17 protein-coding genes are annotated in these 17,225 nt (G+C 63.3%); 11 read left to right on the top strand and 6 right to left on the bottom strand.

Translation table 11 applies throughout. The annotated features are described in order from the left end of the window. Positions 1-70 precede the first annotated feature (70 nt). Positions 71-1,117 carry a homoserine dehydrogenase gene (locus ABI796_RS09045; protein WP_141282187.1) on the top strand — a complete coding sequence of 349 codons (1,047 nt, stop codon included), beginning with the start codon at positions 71-73 and terminating at the stop codon, positions 1,115-1,117. Further along, on the top strand, positions 1,110-2,525 hold the full coding sequence (locus ABI796_RS09040; RefSeq protein WP_141282185.1) for an aldehyde dehydrogenase family protein: 1,416 nt from the start codon (positions 1,110-1,112) through the stop codon (positions 2,523-2,525). The genes ABI796_RS09045 and ABI796_RS09040 overlap by 8 nt, the downstream gene beginning before the upstream one ends. On the opposite strand, the gene ABI796_RS09035 is transcribed toward ABI796_RS09040, so the two are convergent. The 3 genes from ABI796_RS09035 to ABI796_RS09025 are packed head-to-tail and all read right to left on the bottom strand — an operon-like array spanning position 2,520 to position 5,158. Then, a complete protein-coding gene (locus tag ABI796_RS09035) occupies positions 2,520-2,993 on the bottom strand; it encodes an Lrp/AsnC family transcriptional regulator (protein ID WP_141282183.1) in 474 nt (157 codons plus the stop codon). The two genes, ABI796_RS09040 and ABI796_RS09035, sit on opposite strands and share 6 nt — an antisense overlap. Positions 2,994-3,034: 41 nt before the next feature. Next, positions 3,035-4,267 carry an MFS transporter gene (locus tag ABI796_RS09030; protein ID WP_246095695.1) on the bottom strand — a complete coding sequence of 411 codons (1,233 nt, stop codon included), beginning with the start codon at positions 4,265-4,267 and terminating at the stop codon, positions 3,035-3,037. 3 nt (positions 4,268-4,270) lie between these two features. After that, positions 4,271-5,158: a dihydrodipicolinate synthase family protein gene (locus ABI796_RS09025; RefSeq protein ID WP_141282181.1), complete on the bottom strand. Its 888-nt coding sequence runs from the start codon at positions 5,156-5,158 to the stop codon at positions 4,271-4,273. Between the two features lie 114 nt (positions 5,159-5,272). On the opposite strand from ABI796_RS09025, the gene ABI796_RS09020 reads away from it, so the two are divergent. Then, the gene (locus tag ABI796_RS09020) at positions 5,273-6,685 is read left to right on the top strand and encodes a PLP-dependent aminotransferase family protein (protein WP_141282179.1); all 1,413 of its coding nucleotides are present in this window, start codon (positions 5,273-5,275) and stop codon (positions 6,683-6,685) included. A 5-nt stretch (positions 6,686-6,690) separates the two neighbouring features. Here the strand turns inward: ABI796_RS09020 and ABI796_RS09015 are convergent, their stop codons facing one another. Continuing rightward, positions 6,691-7,725: an AAA family ATPase gene (locus tag ABI796_RS09015; RefSeq protein ID WP_141282177.1), complete on the bottom strand. Its 1,035-nt coding sequence runs from the start codon at positions 7,723-7,725 to the stop codon at positions 6,691-6,693. A 136-nt stretch (positions 7,726-7,861) separates the two neighbouring features. Here ABI796_RS09015 and ABI796_RS09010 point away from each other — a divergent pair, with 136 nt between their 5' ends. Genes ABI796_RS09010 through ABI796_RS09000 form a run of 3 tightly spaced genes read left to right on the top strand, consistent with a single transcriptional unit; the run spans position 7,862 to position 9,897 of the window. Further along, positions 7,862-8,554, top strand: coding sequence for a histidine phosphatase family protein (locus ABI796_RS09010; RefSeq protein ID WP_141282175.1), 693 nt, complete (start codon positions 7,862-7,864; stop codon positions 8,552-8,554). A gap of 24 nt (positions 8,555-8,578) precedes the next feature. Beyond that, entirely contained in the window at positions 8,579-9,130 is a 552-nt protein-coding gene (locus ABI796_RS09005; RefSeq protein ID WP_141282173.1) for a DUF3090 domain-containing protein, read from the top strand. Further along, positions 9,130-9,897 (top strand): SCO1664 family protein, encoded by a 768-nt coding sequence (locus tag ABI796_RS09000; RefSeq protein ID WP_141282171.1) that lies wholly within the window; start codon positions 9,130-9,132, stop codon positions 9,895-9,897. Before ABI796_RS09005 ends, ABI796_RS09000 begins: the two co-directional genes overlap by 1 nt. Positions 9,898-9,984: 87 nt before the next feature. Here ABI796_RS09000 and ABI796_RS08995 read toward each other — a convergent pair whose 3' ends face one another. Together ABI796_RS08995 and ABI796_RS08990 are read right to left on the bottom strand one after the other, a co-directional pair. Beyond that, a complete protein-coding gene (locus ABI796_RS08995; RefSeq protein ID WP_141282169.1) occupies positions 9,985-11,235 on the bottom strand; it encodes an FAD-dependent oxidoreductase in 1,251 nt (416 codons plus the stop codon). Next, positions 11,228-12,562, bottom strand: a complete 1,335-nt coding sequence (locus tag ABI796_RS08990) for an MFS transporter (RefSeq protein ID WP_141282167.1) — start codon at positions 12,560-12,562, stop codon at positions 11,228-11,230. Before ABI796_RS08990 ends, ABI796_RS08995 begins: the two co-directional genes overlap by 8 nt. A gap of 48 nt (positions 12,563-12,610) precedes the next feature. Here ABI796_RS08990 and ABI796_RS08985 point away from each other — a divergent pair, with 48 nt between their 5' ends. From ABI796_RS08985 to ABI796_RS08965, 5 genes are all read left to right on the top strand, one after another. Continuing rightward, a complete protein-coding gene (locus tag ABI796_RS08985; protein ID WP_246095694.1) occupies positions 12,611-13,453 on the top strand; it encodes an IclR family transcriptional regulator in 843 nt (280 codons plus the stop codon). Between the two features lie 214 nt (positions 13,454-13,667). Further along, the gene (locus tag ABI796_RS08980; protein ID WP_141282165.1) at positions 13,668-14,804 is read left to right on the top strand and encodes a cupin domain-containing protein; all 1,137 of its coding nucleotides are present in this window, start codon (positions 13,668-13,670) and stop codon (positions 14,802-14,804) included. Continuing rightward, positions 14,805-15,641: a fumarylacetoacetate hydrolase family protein gene (locus ABI796_RS08975; protein WP_141282163.1), complete on the top strand. Its 837-nt coding sequence runs from the start codon at positions 14,805-14,807 to the stop codon at positions 15,639-15,641. Continuing rightward, complete coding sequence (locus tag ABI796_RS08970; protein WP_141282161.1) at positions 15,641-16,390, top strand: maleylpyruvate isomerase family mycothiol-dependent enzyme; 750 nt, start codon at positions 15,641-15,643, stop codon at positions 16,388-16,390. The genes ABI796_RS08975 and ABI796_RS08970 overlap by 1 nt, the downstream gene beginning before the upstream one ends. Positions 16,391-16,490: 100 nt before the next feature. After that, positions 16,491-17,219 (top strand): VOC family protein, encoded by a 729-nt coding sequence (locus ABI796_RS08965; RefSeq protein WP_141282159.1) that lies wholly within the window; start codon positions 16,491-16,493, stop codon positions 17,217-17,219. The last annotated feature ends 6 nt before the right edge of the window (positions 17,220-17,225 follow it).

Below are 17,225 nucleotides of genomic sequence, written 5' to 3'. Positions count from 1 at the left end.
TACCTACGTAACTGACACTCCCGGGAACGAGGCTTGAAGGACAGCACCACCGCCCTTCAAAGGAGATCCCGTGACTACCTACAACCTGGCCCTGATTGGTTTCGGAGGCGTCAATCGCGCCCTGGCCGAACTGATCCGCGATGAACCGCAACGCTTCGCTTCCCTCGGATTCGGACTCCGTATTGTGGCCATCACTGACCTTGCCCTGGGCTCGCTTGTCCAGGCCGAGGGCATAGATCTTGGCGCCGCCCTGTCGATGCCCCGGGGAACCTCCTTCGCCGGGCTCCCCGGAGGCAGCCCGGACCCCCGCAACGAAGAGGTCATCAGGAACAGTCCCGCCGACATCGTCGTCGAGGCTACCTTCACCAGTCCGGTGGACGGCGAACCGGCTGTTTCCCACGTTAAGTGGGCTCTGGAATCCGGTAAACACGTGGTGAGCACCAACAAGGGACCCGTAGCTTTGCGGGGCACCGAGCTCAGTAAACTCGCCGCAGATAATGGGGTTCGCTTCGAATACGAGGGCGCCGTCATGAGTGGCACACCAGTCATCCGATTGGCGCACAAGATGCTGGGAGGCCTGAAACTCACCGCGGTCCAGGGAATCCTCAACGGGACCAGCAACTACGTCCTGGGCCGCATGGAAGCCGGTTTGGGATTGGACGAAGCCATCATCGAAGCCCAGGATCTTGGATACGCCGAAGCTGACCCCACAGCGGACATTGCTGGTTCCGATGTCCGGTTGAAGGTGGCTATCTTGGCCAACGAACTCCTCGGGGCCAGCATCCACCCCAGCGAGGTATCGACAACCGGCATTCAGGACATCACCAGCGCAGACGTATCCAAGGCATTGGCCGCGGGCCTCCGATGGAAACTGATCGGCGAAGCGCGGCGCAACGCCGATGGCAGCATCGTTGCCTCTGTCCAACCCGTTGCCCTTGCGGCGGACCACCCACTGGCCGGCATATCAGGTGCCACCAACGCCGTTTCCTTCACCACAGATCTTCTCGGCGCCGTCACCGTTTCCGGCCCGGGCGCTGGCCGCGTTGAGACCGCCTACGCGCTGATCTCGGACATCATGGCCGTCAACGAATTCGTCAAAGGAGCCGTCCGTGCCTGAAACAGCTATTGCCGACACCAAGGCCGCGGCGCCAACCCGGGATTTGGTGGTGTACAACAAGTTTGACGGTACGGCCTTGGCATGCTTGCCCCAATGCAGCGAGTCAGAGGTGCAGCTGGAATTGATTCGCGCCGCTTCTGCCACGGGGGCAGCGGCCGCCATGCCCCGGCACGAGCGCGGCCGCATCCTGGACACCGCTGCCGGCCTTCTCCGGGAGCGGTCCCACGAAGTGGCGGAGCTGATCGTTGCCGAAGCCGGCAAGACCATCAAGCAGGCGGCCAAAGAAGTTTCCCGTGCCGTGAATACCCTCAAACTGTCCGCGGCGGAGACACGCAGGAACGTTGGCGAAGTGGTCCCTTTCGATTCCTTTGCAGGTTCTGAGAACCGTCAGGGATGGTTCACCCGGGAACCGTTGGGCCTCATTGCGGCCATCACCCCGTACAACGACCCTTTGAACCTCGTGGCGCACAAGCTCGGCCCGGCGATCGCCAGCGGCAACACGGTCATCCTCAAGCCTTCCCAGCTGACTCCCTTGACGGCCATCCTCCTGGTGGACCTGCTGCGGGAAGCGGGCCTGCCGGCGGAGTTTGTCACCGTTGTCCTGGGTGACCGTTCCATCGCCCAAACCATGGTCTCCTCCAAACTGGTACGCATGGTCTCCTTCACGGGAGGATTTGCCACAGGCCGGGCCATCTCGGCGAGCGCCGGCCTCAAGCGCTTGTCCATGGAACTGGGCGGCAACGCACCTGTCATAGTGTTCGACGACGCCCACCTTCCCGCCGCGGTGGAAGCCAGTGTGTCCGGTTCCTTCTGGGCTGCCGGGCAGAACTGCATCGGTGCGCAGCGCATCCTTGTCCAGAGGACTGTCTTCGAGGCTTTCCTGCAGGACTTCGTCACGAAAACCTCGGCGCTGAAGACCGGGGACCCTCGGAGCGAACAAACCGACGTCGGGCCCATGATCAGCAACGCCTCCGCCGCCGAAGCGAAACGCAAGATCGATGACGCCGTAGCCGCCGGTGCGCAGCTGCTCACCGGCGGTACCCTGGATGGCCCACTCCTGACACCGGCTGTGCTCACGGGGGTTCCCCGTAGCTGTGAGGCTTGGAGCGAGGAACTTTTCGCCCCGGTAGTTTTGGTGGAACCCTTCGACACCGCCGAGGAGGCGATCGAGCTGGCTAATGACACCGAGTACGCCCTGCAGGCCGGTGTTTTCACCAAGGATCTGGGCCGGGCCCTGGCAATGGCCAAAGCGATCGATGCCGGTGGGGTGATGATCAATGATTCCTCGGACTACCGGCATGACGCCATGCCGTTTGGTGGTTCCAAGTACGGCAGCATGGGCCGTGAAGGCGTTCACTTTGCCTACGAGGAAATGACCCAGCCCAAAGTCGTTGCTATCGCCTCATGACCGCGGCCCGCCATCACGGGCGAGCTGCCGATCAATAACGGTGGACAGCGATAGCGCGGTGGTGATGTCGCGGACTCCGGGAAATTCCGATACCTGACGCCAGATTTCCTGGATTCTTGCGGCATCAGGTGCTTCTACCCGTGCCACCAGGTCGAGCTCCCCGCTCACGACGTCGCACGTAGTGATTTCCGGGATCGCCCGCAGGCCGGCAATGACATCGCCTCCGCGCATCCTGTCCTGTCGCTGGATGAGGAGTACTGCATTGACGGTGGCGGCTCCATCACCCGCGGATTCCTTGATGGTGTAGCCGTTGATGAAGCCGTCCCGCTCAAGCCGTTCAATGCGCTGCCGCACAGCATTGCGGGAAAGCAGCACCTTCTCGCCCAGTTGGGCCAAACTGATGCGGGCATTTTGCCTTAGCTCCGAAAGAATCTGCGCGTCTATCCCATCGCGTGGATTCTTTGGCATTGGGGCTCCTGACTGATGGGGGCTAACGGAATATCTACGATTCACCTTAACCGTTGCCGCGGGGACCGGCGGCAACCCCCTAGCCGCTCCCCTCGTCGGTCCATCACTGACACAACCACCGCCACCACAGTGAGCCCGGACGCCAAGTAGAGGGGAAGTTGGGCTGCGGGGGCAATGAAGGCGCCGGCAAGTGCGGTGCCGGCTGACCCGGCAGTGATTTTCAGGGCGCCGATCCAGACGAAAACCTGCCCCCTGGCACCGGGCGGCGAATACTCGCTGCGTGCAGCCAACGTGGAGGCGAAAAAGTAGGAATTCAGTACTCCGGCAATCGCAAACGCTGCAATCGCCGTCGGGAATGTCCTTGCTATGGCTGCACCGCATAAGGCAATCCCCACCGCGGCAGCCAGCCAGGTCATCAACGGATCCGCGTCGGTTCTCAACGGCCGTATCATGACCCCCGCTGAACCCAGGAGTCCGCCGAGCCCGTAAACGGCTGTCATAACCCCGGCCGCGGCCGGCACTACGCCCAGCTCCCCCGTGGACGCCACCGCGGTAATCGGCAGCGAGGCCACGGAAAGGGCCACCACAACAGTCATGTAGAGGGTTCGTCGCAACGGGCCGCTGGAGACCATCATCAGCAGCGTCCGGCCGGGCCGGGGAACTTCAGCTGCAACCGTCGCCGGAGGCGCATACGGCAGAAGCCTGACGACGGCGGCGGCACCGAACGTTGCCCCTGAAAGGATCAGCGCAGCAGTGGCCGGGTTGACCCAGGCCGAGACCGCAGCCACCAGGGACGGTCCGATCGTCCCACCGATGCCGTAGGTGGCCACGTCCCAACCCTGGGCGCGCCTTTGGCTGGTCCTGTCCGGGCCGGCGATTGCTGTTAGCCTGCTGCTGATGCCGCCTGTCAGGAGTGGGCCCACCAGTCCGGATGCGATGAGGAGGAGGCCGGGCACCAGGGGTGGAGTCACCGGGAAGAGCAGGACCGCCGCTGCGAGCGTCACGCCGTGAATCACGCACGCCCAGGCGATGACTGTCCTGCCATCCTTGGCGGTATCGAGGCTGCGCGCCACGAGGGGGCCGAGGAGATGCGGCGCCGTGATGCAAGCCCCCAGAATCCCGGCCAACCACCCTGATGCGCCACTGGTGGTGGCCAACAGCACTATGGCCACCACAGCCCCGCCATCGGAGCTGCGCGCCAGGGTGGCGGCCAAAACATAGCGCGCAAGACCACCCGTCACTTCCTGTGTGGCCGAAGATGAATCCTGTGCCAACGGCTAAGCCTCCAGATTGCATTGCCCGATGGCCTCGGCCACTTTCTCCCGCCCCCGCGAATCCAAGCCGCGCAGCGGCAGTGGCAATGCTGAAGACGGAACAACGCCAAGATCCTCGGCCAAAGCTGCAGTGACGCGAAGACTCCCATAGGTGCGGAACAGCGACCATAGGGGTTCCAGAGCCTCCGAATCGGCCAACGCCAGATCGCGACGACCCGCGATGGCGTGATCAACAAGGGTCCGTGCATGGCGGGGCAACACCCCGGCAATCACGGAGTACCAAACGTTGCATCCGGCCAGCAGTGCCTCCGCGGCCACCCAGTCACCACTAATGCCCAGTGATACCTGCTCCGGCAATCCCGGCTTGAGCTTGGAGATTCGCGCTGCAACTTCCCCGGACGGGGGCGGTGGAATCTTGATGGAAGCAACTCCCGGGATCCTGGCAATCCTTGCGAGCAAGTCATCGCTGAAGCTAAAACCTGTGGTGCCCGGATTGTCATAGACAACCACTGGAAGATCGGACTCTGACGCCACAGTCTCGAAGAGGCCAAAAACCTCTGCGTCGGAAAGCTTTTGGTAGGACACCGGGGCCAGGAGCAGAGCCGAAGCGCCGGCGCTGTGCGCATCACCGGCATGGGCAAGGACGTCACGGGTGCGGACAGCTCCCACTCCGGCGAGGACCGGAACACCGTTGGCGGCACCAACTGCCGTTTCAAGCACTGTCCGGCGTTCCTCACGGGAGAGGTATGCGTAATTTCCCGTTGAACCAAGAACGCCCAGCGAATCCGCACCCGCCTCGGCGGCACGGCTCACCAGCTTGCCAAGGGACTTGAGGTCCACGCTTTCACCGTCCATGGGAGTGAGGGGAAAAGCGCTGAGGCCGTCGAACACTGAATCCTGCTTTCGTCGTGCTGCAGCAGTGCAGCCCTTTGGATGACTCTGTCCATGCTCCCCAAGATCTTGGTCCTACACTAGATCCAAGAATGACTGACTCTGGAGGTCCAAATGCGCGAAGCTGAGCTACCTATATCTCTGGACAGGAACAGCCCCGCCTCCCTCTCTGCCCAGATGGCAAGCCAACTGCGCGGCGCCATCCTCAGCGGCGTCCTGCAGCCGGAGGACACACTGCCTGCCACCAGAAGACTCGCCGCGGACCTGGCTGTCTCCCGCGGCGTGGTGGTGCGGGCATTCGAGCAACTCTCCGGCGAAGGGTTCCTCCTGAGCAACGGCGCCGGCGGAACCAAGGTGGCCATCCGCCCTGACATCAGCAGCCGCCCCCTCCTGCGTAGAGAGCCATCACGCCCGTCACCGCAGGCGGAAGTGATAGACCTGACACCCGGACGCCCCTCAGGATCGCCGTTTCAGGACAGGCAATGGCGCAGCGCATGGAAGTCTGCCCTGGCCGGGCAAGGCAAAGTCCAGCTCCCACCTGCATTGGGAACTCCGGCCCTGCGGAAAGCAGTGGCCGATCATTTGGCCCTGTCCAGAGGCCTGGCCGTCGATGCCAATGACGTTCTCATCACCGGCGGCACCAGCGACGCCCTGCAATTGGTTGTCGCGATGCTCCGCAACCAAACAGCGCAGCCGCGCGTCCTTGTTGAGGACCCCGGCTATCCCACCGCACGCAGAGTCATGAGGGCAGCAGGGGCCCGCATCGTCACAGCCCCCGTGGACGAAAACGGCCTGAAGAGCTCGCAGCTGCGCGCAGTGAAGGACATGCCGGATGCAGTGCTGGTCACCCCCAGCCATCAATACCCCCTGGGCGGCAGGATGACTGTCCAGGAGAGGCTCGGGCTGCTGGCATGGGCGGAGCAGCACGGAGTACTTGTCCTTGAAGATGACTACGACAGCGAATTCCGGCACAGCAGAATGCCGCTTCCTGCCATGGCGTCCTTACCCGGCGGGGCCGACGTCGCCCTGCTTGGAACATTCTCGAAGAACCTCAGCCCATGGCTCCGATGCGGATATCTGGTGGTTCGCGGCGAATCCGGTCAACAGTTGAAAGCCACGAGGGAAGCCTTGGACACGCCGGTGTCCGGCGTACTGCAGTCAGCCATTGCCCATTACATCCAGGCAGGCGGGCTTTCCCGTCACATCACCCGCGCCAGGCGCGAATACGCGCATCGCAGAGAACTCCTCATTGACCGACTGGGTTCGCGGCCGGGCCTGGAACTCTCAGCCCTCGACGGCGGTCTGCACGCCGTTGTACGGTTCCACCACCCCGATGCCAGCGAGGTGGCTGCCAAGGCATTGCTGCTGGGAGTAGAGGTCATTCCCTTGGCCGGGTATTACGCGGACCGGCCACCCGAAAACGGGCTCGTTCTCGGCTACGGGGCCGTCACCGACCTGCAGCTTTCCAAAGCCTTGACCATTTTGCTGGACCTGATTGGACCGGCGATGGCAAAGAACAACACCTAGTCCGTTCAGACCAGCCAGTTCCACCAACGCGACCGCTCCGATTCCGGCGTAGGCTCAGGTTCCGGCTCTTCGCCCAAGGCCAGCGCTGCCTCAACGATGTCCTCCCCGGTAAGGGTCATCACTGCTTCGCGATCAAGGGCGTCCAGGCTTTGATCTTCATTGAGCGAAAGCCGCAGCGCCTGCCGGTTGAGCGCCTGCTCGAACAGAGTGCGGGCGAACCGCGCGTTACCGGAATCCTCACCGGCGTGGAGGCCGGCAAGGATACGTCGCAGCATATGGTCCGCGCCTGGTTCGAGTGTGTACTCGTGCTGGGCAAGCATCCGGTGAAAAATGGTGTGGAGTTCATCCACGGAGTAGTTGGGGAAGGTGATTTCCCGGGCGAAGCGGGAGCGGAGCCCAGGGTTGGAAAGCAGGAAGGCTTCCATCAGGCGAGGGTACCCGGCCACAATCACCACCAGCCGGTGGCGGTGGTCCTCCATCCGCTTCAGAAGGACCTCAATGGCCTCGGGTCCAAAGTCCATTCGGCCGTCCTCCGGGGCCAGCGCATAGGCCTCGTCGATGAACAAAACTCCATCCAAGGCACGCCGAATAACCCTGTCCGTTTTGATGGCCGTCGCCCCCACGTACTGCCCCACGAGGCCTGAACGATCAACCTCCACCAAGTGACCTTTTTGCAGCAAACCCACAGCGCGGTACATTTCCGCCAAAAGCCGCGCCACGGTGGTCTTTCCCGTCCCGGGGTTCCCCAGGAACACCAGATGCTGTGATGTAGCAACCTCCGGGAGGCCGTGTGCTTTACGGCGGGCCTGGACCTGGAGCAATGCCACCAGAGCGCGCACTTGTTCCTTAACAGTCTCCAGCCCCACCAGTGCGTCAAGCTCGGCCTGCACCTCAGACAGCGGCCGGGCTGGCCCCGGCCTGGCAGCAACAAGATCGCCCACAAGATCGTCTACGCGCTCAGAGCCGGACAGCTTGAGCTGATTGGCCAGGTGGCCAATGGTCTCGCGCAGCTCATCGAGCGGATTCCGGCTTGCAGCCATACATCCACTCTAATACTCCCAACTTCAGCCCGCGGATAGTTTAGGCGATCCACGATCTTCCTTCCCTGCACCAGGTTTCCGGTTTCCCGGGCGTTATGGTGCGCGCCGGCGTCGTGCAGGTGGTTAGGCTGGGTGCATGGCGACAGTAATTCTTGTCCGGCACGGACGCACCACAGCCAATGCCACGGGACTTCTGGCCGGGCGGGCCGATGGTGTCAGCCTGGACCAGACAGGCCGCGAACAGGCTGCCCTTACCGCGGACCGGATTTCGGCAGTTCCTGTAGTGGGAGTGGTGTCCAGTCCTCTTGAACGTTGCCTGCAGACCGCCCGGTTCATCCTTGACCGGCAAACCGGCACCCCGTACGCACCGGTGGAACTGGATCTGACCGAGTGTGATTACGGCCAGTGGCAGGGCCGCTTGCTCAGTGATCTTGCCACCGAGGACCTGTGGCCGGTGGTGCAAACCCAACCCTCCGCCGTCGTGTTTCCCGGCGGTGAGTCAATGGCCGCCATGCAGGCCAGGTCCGTGGCCGCGATCCGGCGCCATGATGCAGCCTTTGAAGCCGAGCACGGTCCAGGAGCGGTATGGGTGGCGGTCAGCCATGGCGATGTCATCAAGTCGATCCTCGCCGATGCACTCGGCATGCACCTTGACTTGTTCCAACGGTTGAACGTCGGCCCCGCGTCAGTGTCGATCATCCGCTACGGACCCCACCGGCCCAGCGTCTACGCAACCAACACTGATGCCGGTGATCTGGGCTGGCTATCAAGCGGCCTGCACTCCGGCGACGCGCCGGTGGGCGGCGGTGCGGGGCAGAAGGCGCCATGAACCATATGTGCCTAAAATACTGACATGCCTACACGTGTTCACGAGTTTGCCTGGCCTGATCGAGTTGTTGTTGGCACCATTGGCGTTCCGGGGTCACGGACGTTCTACCTGCAGGTCCGCGCAGGGAAACAGATTGTAAGTATTGCCTTGGAGAAGCAGCAGTCAGCTGTGCTCGCGGACAAGATCGACGAAATTCTCGATCAACTCATTACAGTGGACGGCAACCCGTTCAGTGTTCCCACCGGTACCCCCATTGAGCTTGTGGACAACGATCCCCTTGAGCCGGTGGAAGAACAATTCCGCACAGGCGCCATGAGCCTTGGCTGGGATCCCACCACAGCCCAGGTGGTCATTGAGGCCTACCCCCTCTCTGAGATCGATCCTGAAGACGAGGAATCCTTCGATGAGGACAACCCCAACGTGGCCGAAATGCTGCTGGTCCGCATTCCTGTGGGGACGGCCCGGGCATTCGCCAAGCGCACCCGCGAGATTGTAGGGGCAGGCCGTCCCATCTGCCCGCTGTGCGGTTACCCGATGGATGCCGACGGACACACCTGCACCATTACCGAGGCCTGATGCCGGCGCCGGACCTCCTTGCTGCCGAGCTGATGCTCACGGGCCGCATCACCACCGCTTCCAACGCTACGTTCCTCGGAACCATCGGTGACGTGGAGGTGGTCTACAAGCCCATGGCAGGTGAAAGCCCGCTGTGGGACTTTCCCCACGGCACCTTGGCCGAGCGGGAGGTGGCCGCTTACCTGGTCTCGGAGGCTTTCGGTTGGGACATAGTGCCGCGCACCTGGCTGCGTGATGGTCCGTTGGGCGAAGGAATGGTCCAGCTCTGGAAGGAACAAGACCCCATTGAACGGGCCGTCAACCTCATGCCAACAGATGAGGTCCCGGAGACAGGCTGGAAACACGTTCTTGAGGGACAGGACCAGAACGGACGGATGGTTGCCCTTGTTCACGAAGACTCCCCCGCGCTCAGACGCATGGCGGTTTTCGATGCTGTGGTCAACAACGCGGACCGCAAAGGCAATCACGTTCTTTCCATGACGGGTGGGCACCGGCACGGCGTTGACCATGGGTTGACCTTCCACCAGGACCACAAACTCCGCACAGTGCTCTGGGGCTGGCTTGGCGATCCCCTCAGCGATGAGGAACTTGAAGGAATAGATCGCCTCAGCGAAGGGCTGCAGGATGGGCTGGGCCGGGAATTGGCCGATCTACTGACTGCCGAAGAGATCGAATCCCTGGCAACGCGGTGCGAACGCCTGCGCTCAGCGGGCCGCTTTCCGGCTCCGAGCGGTGAAATGTCAGCAGTACCCTGGCCGCTGTTTTAGCGGCTCTGCAGCCTACCCCCGAAAGCCGCACACCGTCGTCGTACGTCAAACAACGCACGACGACGGCACGCGCCTTAGGCGCCCGGCCTAGGCAGTCAGCCGACTGGCAACCCGTGGTGCTCCCGGCGCCGGAACACCTTCGCCTGCTTGGCCGTACAGCCAATCGTTGTACTGGAAGTCGTTGTCCTGCCGGCTCTTAAACAGCAGATTGCGCAAGGTCCGGGCCAGGCCGGAAACGTGCCAGGATTCACCCCATACGCGGGCTGTGCGCTGAACGCGGGCAGTCCTGGCGGCGCGGGCGGTATTGAATGCGCTGATTGCTTCGTCCCAGTCGGCAGGGTTGACGCGGTCGGCTGCGAAGACCGTGCCCGCCGTAACATCCTGCAGCACGGCCGCGTCCTCGAGTGCCTGGCAGGCGCCTTGTGCGAGGTACTGGAGCATGGGGTGGGCGGCGTCGCCCATCAGGACCATGCGGCCGGCAACCCAGTTTTCAATGGGGTCCCGGTCATACATGGGCCAGCGGATGCCGGTGCCCAGGTTGGCCAGTGCCGCCTGAACGGCCGGGACACAATCCTTGTAGGCTGCTTCCAGTTCGTCCACGCCCCCGTATTGCTCTTCCCCGCGTTCAAAGGAGGGCGATTTGAAGACGGCCACAGTGTTCAGCAACTCGCCCTTGCGCAGCGGATACTGCACCAGGTGGCAGTCCGGTCCAAGGTAGACCACCACGTCTTCGAGATCGGTGGCGGGAGTGTCCGCGGTGATGGGAACTGTTCCCCGGTATGCCACGTATGCGGAGGAAACGGGTTCATCAGAGGCCACCAGCGGGCGGAGAGTGGACTTCAGCCCGTCGGCAGCAATCACTACATCGGCTTCATAGTCCACACCAGCTGCGGTGTGCACAACTCCCCGGCCATCCACGGTTTCCACGCTGTCCACCGTGACGTCGTTGACCAGGTTTACCCCGGCAGCAACACATCCTTCGAGGAGGACCCGGTGCAGGTCGCTGCGGTGAATCACCACGTAAGGCGCGCCGTAACGGTCCTCGAACTCGCCGTGGAGCGACTGCCTTGTCAGTTCTTCACCTGTAACAGCATCGCGGAACACCAGATGCTTTGGCTGGACGCCAATTTCCAACGCTTTCTCCAGCAGACCCCAGCGTTTCAGGACACGTGAGGCATTTGGTGCCATCTGCAGGCCGGCACCTACTTCGCCGAACTCGGGCGCCCGCTCAACCAGGGTGACGTTGGCACCGTTTTCGCGGAGGGCCAGGGCTCCGGCAAGGCCGGCCATTCCCCCTCCCACAACCAGGACATCGGTGGAATTGGGGTACTCAGACATTTAGTGCTCCTTGGGAGATACGGTTTTTGATAGTGAGTCCCACTCCGGCAAGCAGGATCGCTGCGATCGCTGCGGCGCCGGCGAAGGCGATGAAGTTGGAGTTGACGCCCATCCCGGCCGCCAGCAGGAGGCCACCCACCTGGGGTGCGATCACGGCGCCGATGCGGCCGGTGCCCAGTGCCCAGCCGAGGGCCGTCCCACGCAGGTGGTCCGGATAGTGGCTGGCAACAGCGGCGATGATGAGGCACTGGGTGCCGTGGGTTCCTACACCGGCGAGTACCAGCGCCAAATAGACCACGGTGACGGGCGGGCTGACCAAGAGGACCAAGAGTCCGACGGCGGCGACAGCGGCGGCGGCGATCGCCGTCGGAATTGGACCGTAGCGTGTCCCCGCCCAAGCGGTAATGACGGACCCCGCTACGGCTCCGAGGTTCAGTGCCAGCGCGAAGGTCAACGCGGACCCCAGGTTGTACCCGGCCAACTGCATCAGGTTGGGCAACCACGTGCCCAGGCCGTACCACGCGAACAGGGTGGCTATGGTGGCCAGGGCGAACAGCACACTGACGCCCAAGTAGGGTGCGCGGAGCAGTGAACCGAAACCGGCGGAGGACCTGGAAGGTGCGCCCTGGGCTGTCCCACCCCGGGCTGCCCCGCCCTGGGTGGAACCGGACGTAAGGGTTTCCGGGATGTACTTCAATCCCAGTGGCACCACAATCACCAAGGCCAGCACCGCCACCAGGAACATGGCTTCCCATCCAAATGCGGGGATCAGCGGGATACCCACCAACGCCGCCAAGGACCCGCCGATCGGAACGCCGGACATCATGAGCGTGGCAATGGTGGAGCGCCATTTTGTGGGGACCAGTTCGGCAACCAGCGCATTGGCGGAGGGCACCAGCCCGCCGAGCCCAATACCGGCCAGGAGGCGAAGGCCGCCGAACACGGCTGCGTTGGGAGCGAACGCACACAAAATGGTGAAGATCGAGAAAACAATGGCACAGCCGAGAATGGTTTTGCGCCGTCCCCATGAGTCGGCCATGCGTCCGGCGAAGATGGCACCGATCATCATGCCCAGAAAAGCCATGGAACCGATGGTGCCGGCGGTGGCTTTGGTCAGTCCCCACCCGGTTTCGGAAATCAGTGAGGCCTGGACAGTTCCGTAAACAATGAGGTCATAGCCGTCAAAGACCACCAGCAGCCAGCACACCAGAACAGCGAGTGCCGAGCCTTTGGAGAACCGCGGAATTTCCTCAGCAATGGGCCCGTCTTCGGTGACGGGTCCGGATGATGGCCCTTGCGACGCTGCAGCGGGAAGTGAGTGATTCATCCCACCACTGTCAGCTCAGCAGCTCAACAGCCACCATATAATTCTGTTGTGCAGAATAATTCAGTCCCACTGTCGCCCACCCGCAACAGGAAACCCCTTCAGAAGCGGCCGACGTATTCAATCGAAGCCGTTGACAACGCACTTCAGCTTCTTCAACTCCTTCGTGATGGCGGCGCCCTCCGGCTCAAGGATGCAGCAGCAGAGCTGGGCGTAGCCCCTTCAACCGCCCACAGGCTCATGGCAATGCTTGTTTACCGGGGCTTCGCCGTCCGGGACGAGAACCGTCGTTACGTACCGGGACCGGCCATGGGCGCAGGTCCAGCGGGGCTGAGCTGGAGCAGGCTCCTGCGGGAACTGGCGCAGCCCCACATGGAACTTCTTTCCGCACGGCTGGATGAGACAGTGAACTTGATGGTCCGCGTGGGCACCAAAGTCCGCTTCCTGGCCACCGTTGAAGGCAGTAACGTTCTGCGCATCGGCAACAGGCAAGGAACCGTGATGCCGGCCGAGAAAACCTCCGGCGGCAAGGTCATGCTGGCAGAACTGGACCACGGCATGATTGAGCAACTGTTCCGAAGCCATAATGCAGAAATTGGTGGCGACACCATTCCCGATGCCGAGTATCCCTCTTTTCTGCGCGAGCTGGACAGTATTCGTGCCAATGGCTTCGCGGCGAATTTTGAGGGCACTGAAGAGGGCGTCAGTGCACTGGGCATGGCATTGCGCAATGGGAAGGGGCACGTAGTGGGCGCGTTGAGCGTAGCCACCCCGGCAACCCGATTCCGGAAAGTGTTCGACGCCGGACTGGTAGCCGCTCTGCGCGAGACCTGCCGGCAGCTCGAAATCGACATCGCCGCCAATCCCGCCGATCCAGAAATGGCTGGCCCTTAGAACACCGTTGCGAGGCCCGCTCTGCTGTGTTGCGGGGCCCGCTCTGCGGCGTTGTGAGGCCCGCTCTGCGGGGCATGGGGTGGATAGGGGGCGCAGAGCGGGCCCCACAACGCCGGGGGGATTCTGTACAGCAGAATTTGCTCGGAGGTCGTGGCATCGGATTCGTAGGGTCGAACTACGCAAGAACCGTTCCACGCCTATCGAGGAGGCCCCCGTGTCCATCAGCGCCGACAACACGACTCATGAATCAGTGGCCGCCAGCCACGCTTTGCCGGAGCCCACTGAGGAAGAGGCCGCGCAGTTGGAGCAGCTCTACAAGGACTTCGCTGCCGGCAACATGATTCCGTTGTGGACCGAGATCGGCGATCTGATGCCGATGGTGCCCACGCCGAAGGCTGTGGCGCATGTGTGGCGCTGGAACGACTTGTATCCACTGGCTGCCCGTGCCGGGGATCTGGTTCCGGTGGGCCGTGGTGGAGAGCGCCGGGCCATTGCCCTCGCCAACCCTGGCCTGTCCGGGGCCCCGTACGCCACTCCCACATTGTGGGCCGCGATCCAGTACCTCGGCCCGCACGAGGTCGCCCCGGAACACCGCCATTCCCAGAACGCCTTCCGTTTCGTCGTCGAGGGTGAGGGCGTCTGGACGGTGGTGAACGGGGATCCTGTGGCGATGCGCCGCGGTGATTTCCTCCTCACCCCGGGGTGGAACTTCCACGGCCACCACAACGATACCGATCAGCCCATGGCTTGGATTGACGGGCTCGATATCCCCTTTGTGCACTACGCTGATGCCGGGTTTTTCGAGTTCGGCACCGAACGTGTCACCGACGAAGCCACCCCGGACATTTCCCGTTCCGAACGGCTCTGGGCCCACCCGGGCCTTCGGCCCCTCTCCGGTCTCGATGACACCACCAACTCCCCCATCGCCGCGTACCGCTGGGAACACACCGACGCCGCCCTCCGGGAGCAACTCCTCTTGGAAGACGAGGGCCACCCGGCCACCGTGTCCCAGGGCCACGCCGCCATCCGGTACTCGAACCCCACCACGGGCGGGGACGTTATGCCCACCATCCGGGCCGAGTTCCACCGCCTCCGGGCCGGTGCCACCACCGAACCGCTCCGCGAGGTTGGTTCCAGTGTCTGGCAGGTCTTCGAGGGCACCGGCACCGTGGTGATCAACGGCGAAACCAAGCAACTGGCCAAGGGCGATCTCTTTGTGGTCCCGTCCTGGCAGCAATGGTCCCTCCACGCGGACAACGACCAGCCAGACTTTGATCTGTTCCGCTTCAGCGATGCCCCCATTTTTGAACGACTGAACTTCAACCGCAGCTACACCGAAGGACGCAAGTAGATGAGACTCCTCACCCTCCGCACCGAAACCGCCGCCGGAAAAGCCACCGTCGCTGTCCGCCAGGACGGCGGAACCCTTACCGAGATCCCCGGTTTCGCCGACGTCGGCGCGCTGCTGGCCGACCCTGCCTGGGAAGAAAAGGCCAAGGCGGCCAGCGGCGCAACGCACGGACTCGACGACGCCGACCTCGCCGCCGTCGTACCCGCACCAGGAAAGATCATTTGCGTCGGCCACAACTACCGCAACCACATCAAGGAAATGGGCAGGGAAATCCCCGAGTACCCCACCCTGTTCGCCAAGTACCAGGAGTCGCTGATCGGCCCGAACGATGACCTCCCCCTGCCGCAGGAATCGGACACCGTGGACTGGGAAGCCGAGCTCGCCGTGATCATCGGCAAGAAGGGCCGTCGCATCGCCCAGGCCGACGCCGCGGACCACATCGCCGGGTATGCGGTCCTGAACGACATATCCATGCGGGATTATCAGTTCCGCACCATCCAGTGGCTCCAAGGCAAGACGTGGGAGAACTCCACCCCCTTTGGCCCGGCCCTGGTCACCCGCGATGAATTCACCGCCGGCCCGCTCATGACCTCCGCGGTGGACGGCGAAATCCAGCAGTCCACCCCCACCGGCGACCTCGTCTTCACCCCGGAATTCCTGGTCTCCTACATCTCCACCATCATCACGCTGAACCCCGGTGACGTGATCGCCACCGGCACCCCCGGCGGCGTGGGCCACGCCCAGGATCCCAAGCGGTACCTGCAGGAAGGCCAGCTCCTGGTCACCACCATCGAGGGCCTGGGCCAGCTGAACAACCGCGTGGTCAAGGAAGTCTGATGGCAGCCCGTCATGACCTCACCACCGATCCGGGCCTGCAGGAAGACCTCCTGCAGGCCCGGCGGGGCACCGCGTTCTTCGCCCGCAAGCTCAACGAACTTACCGATTCAGAGCTCGACGGCGGCACCCGCCTTCCGGGCTGGGCCCGCCGACATGTGGTGGCGCACGTAGGCTATAACGCCCGCGCCATCGCCCGGCTCGTGGAATGGGCTGCCACCGGGGTGGAGACGCCCATGTATCCGTCCCCCGAGGCGCGAAACCAGGAAATCAACTTCGGCGCGACCCTGTCGCCGATTGCGTTGCGCAACCTGTTCGACCACTCCGCCGTGCACCTTTCCGTCGAATGGCGCGATCTACCCGATGCGAACTGGACCAAGGAAGTCCGCACGGCCCAGGGTCGCATCGTGCCGGTATCGGAAACCGTCTGGATGCGCACCCGCGAAGTCTGGATCCACGCCGTGGACCTGAACAACGGCGCTGTCTTTTCCGACGTCCCCTCCTCTGTTCTTGAGAGGCTCCTGCGCGATATCACGGGGGCCTGGAAAAGCCGCGGCACTGACGCCGGGCTGCTCATTACTGTGGATAACACCGAGCTGACGTTCGGCGACACTGCCGCACCCAACCCGACGATCATCACCGGCCCCCTTCCCGCCGTCGTCGAGTGGGCCACCGGCCGCGGAATTACGGGCGTCACAGCCGGCGGGCCCCTCGCGAACGGCACCACGCCCGCTGCGCCATCATGGATCTAGCCGCCACGACGGGACCGTAGTGAAACGCTGAAGGTGGCCGCACCGGAGATTGCCGTACGCTTTGCAGAGTTGCTGCTGTCCTAAGCGTGAGGATGACGCCATGTCAGGCGAAATTACAGTTCCGCTACTGCCTTGCCGGTCGATCGACGAGATCGCGGACTTCTACCAGATGCTCGGATTCGAGCGGACTTACTGGCAGACCAAGCCCTACCCCTGCGTCGGCCTCCGCCGCGAAGACTTCCAGCTGCAATTTTTCGGGCTGGACGGCTTCGACCCGGAGACGTCGTACGGGTCATGTGTGGTTCTGGTAGAAGACACCATGGCACTTTACGAAGCCTTCGCCGCCGGCATGCGCGCGGTGCACGGCAAGGTGCTGGTCACCGGCATCCCACGAATGACCAGGCCACGCAAGCGGAAGAACACCGGCAACGCCACAGGCTTCTCAGTCGTAGACCCCGGCGGCAACTGGATCCGCATCTTCCAGAACACCGACGCGGGGGACACTGGCACCGACGAACATTCAAGCCAGCTTGCGAAAGCAACGCGGAACGCGGTGGTGCTGGGCGACTCCAGAGGCGACACCCGGCAGGCCGCACGGATCCTGGGCAGCGCGCTGAACAAGCACCGCGGCTCGGCGCCGGTTACCGAGCTGGCGGAAGCACTGGTCTATGCCGCCGAGCTCGCGATGCGGCTAGGTGAGCAGGCGCACGCCGGCGAACTGCTGGCGGAAGTCGCAGCCCTCAAGCTCACCGGCGAGCAGCGGGAGAGCCTCAGCGAAGCGCTGGCGAACGCAGCGGATCTGGAGCAGGCACGGACCGCCGGGGAGTGACTACCA

It is taken from the genome of Paenarthrobacter aurescens (assembly GCF_041549525.1).
In the GTDB taxonomy this organism is placed as follows: domain Bacteria; phylum Actinomycetota; class Actinomycetes; order Actinomycetales; family Micrococcaceae; genus Arthrobacter; species Arthrobacter aurescens.
Note: the sequence above shows the minus strand (reverse complement) of the source record. Positions and strands in the feature narration are given on the sequence as shown.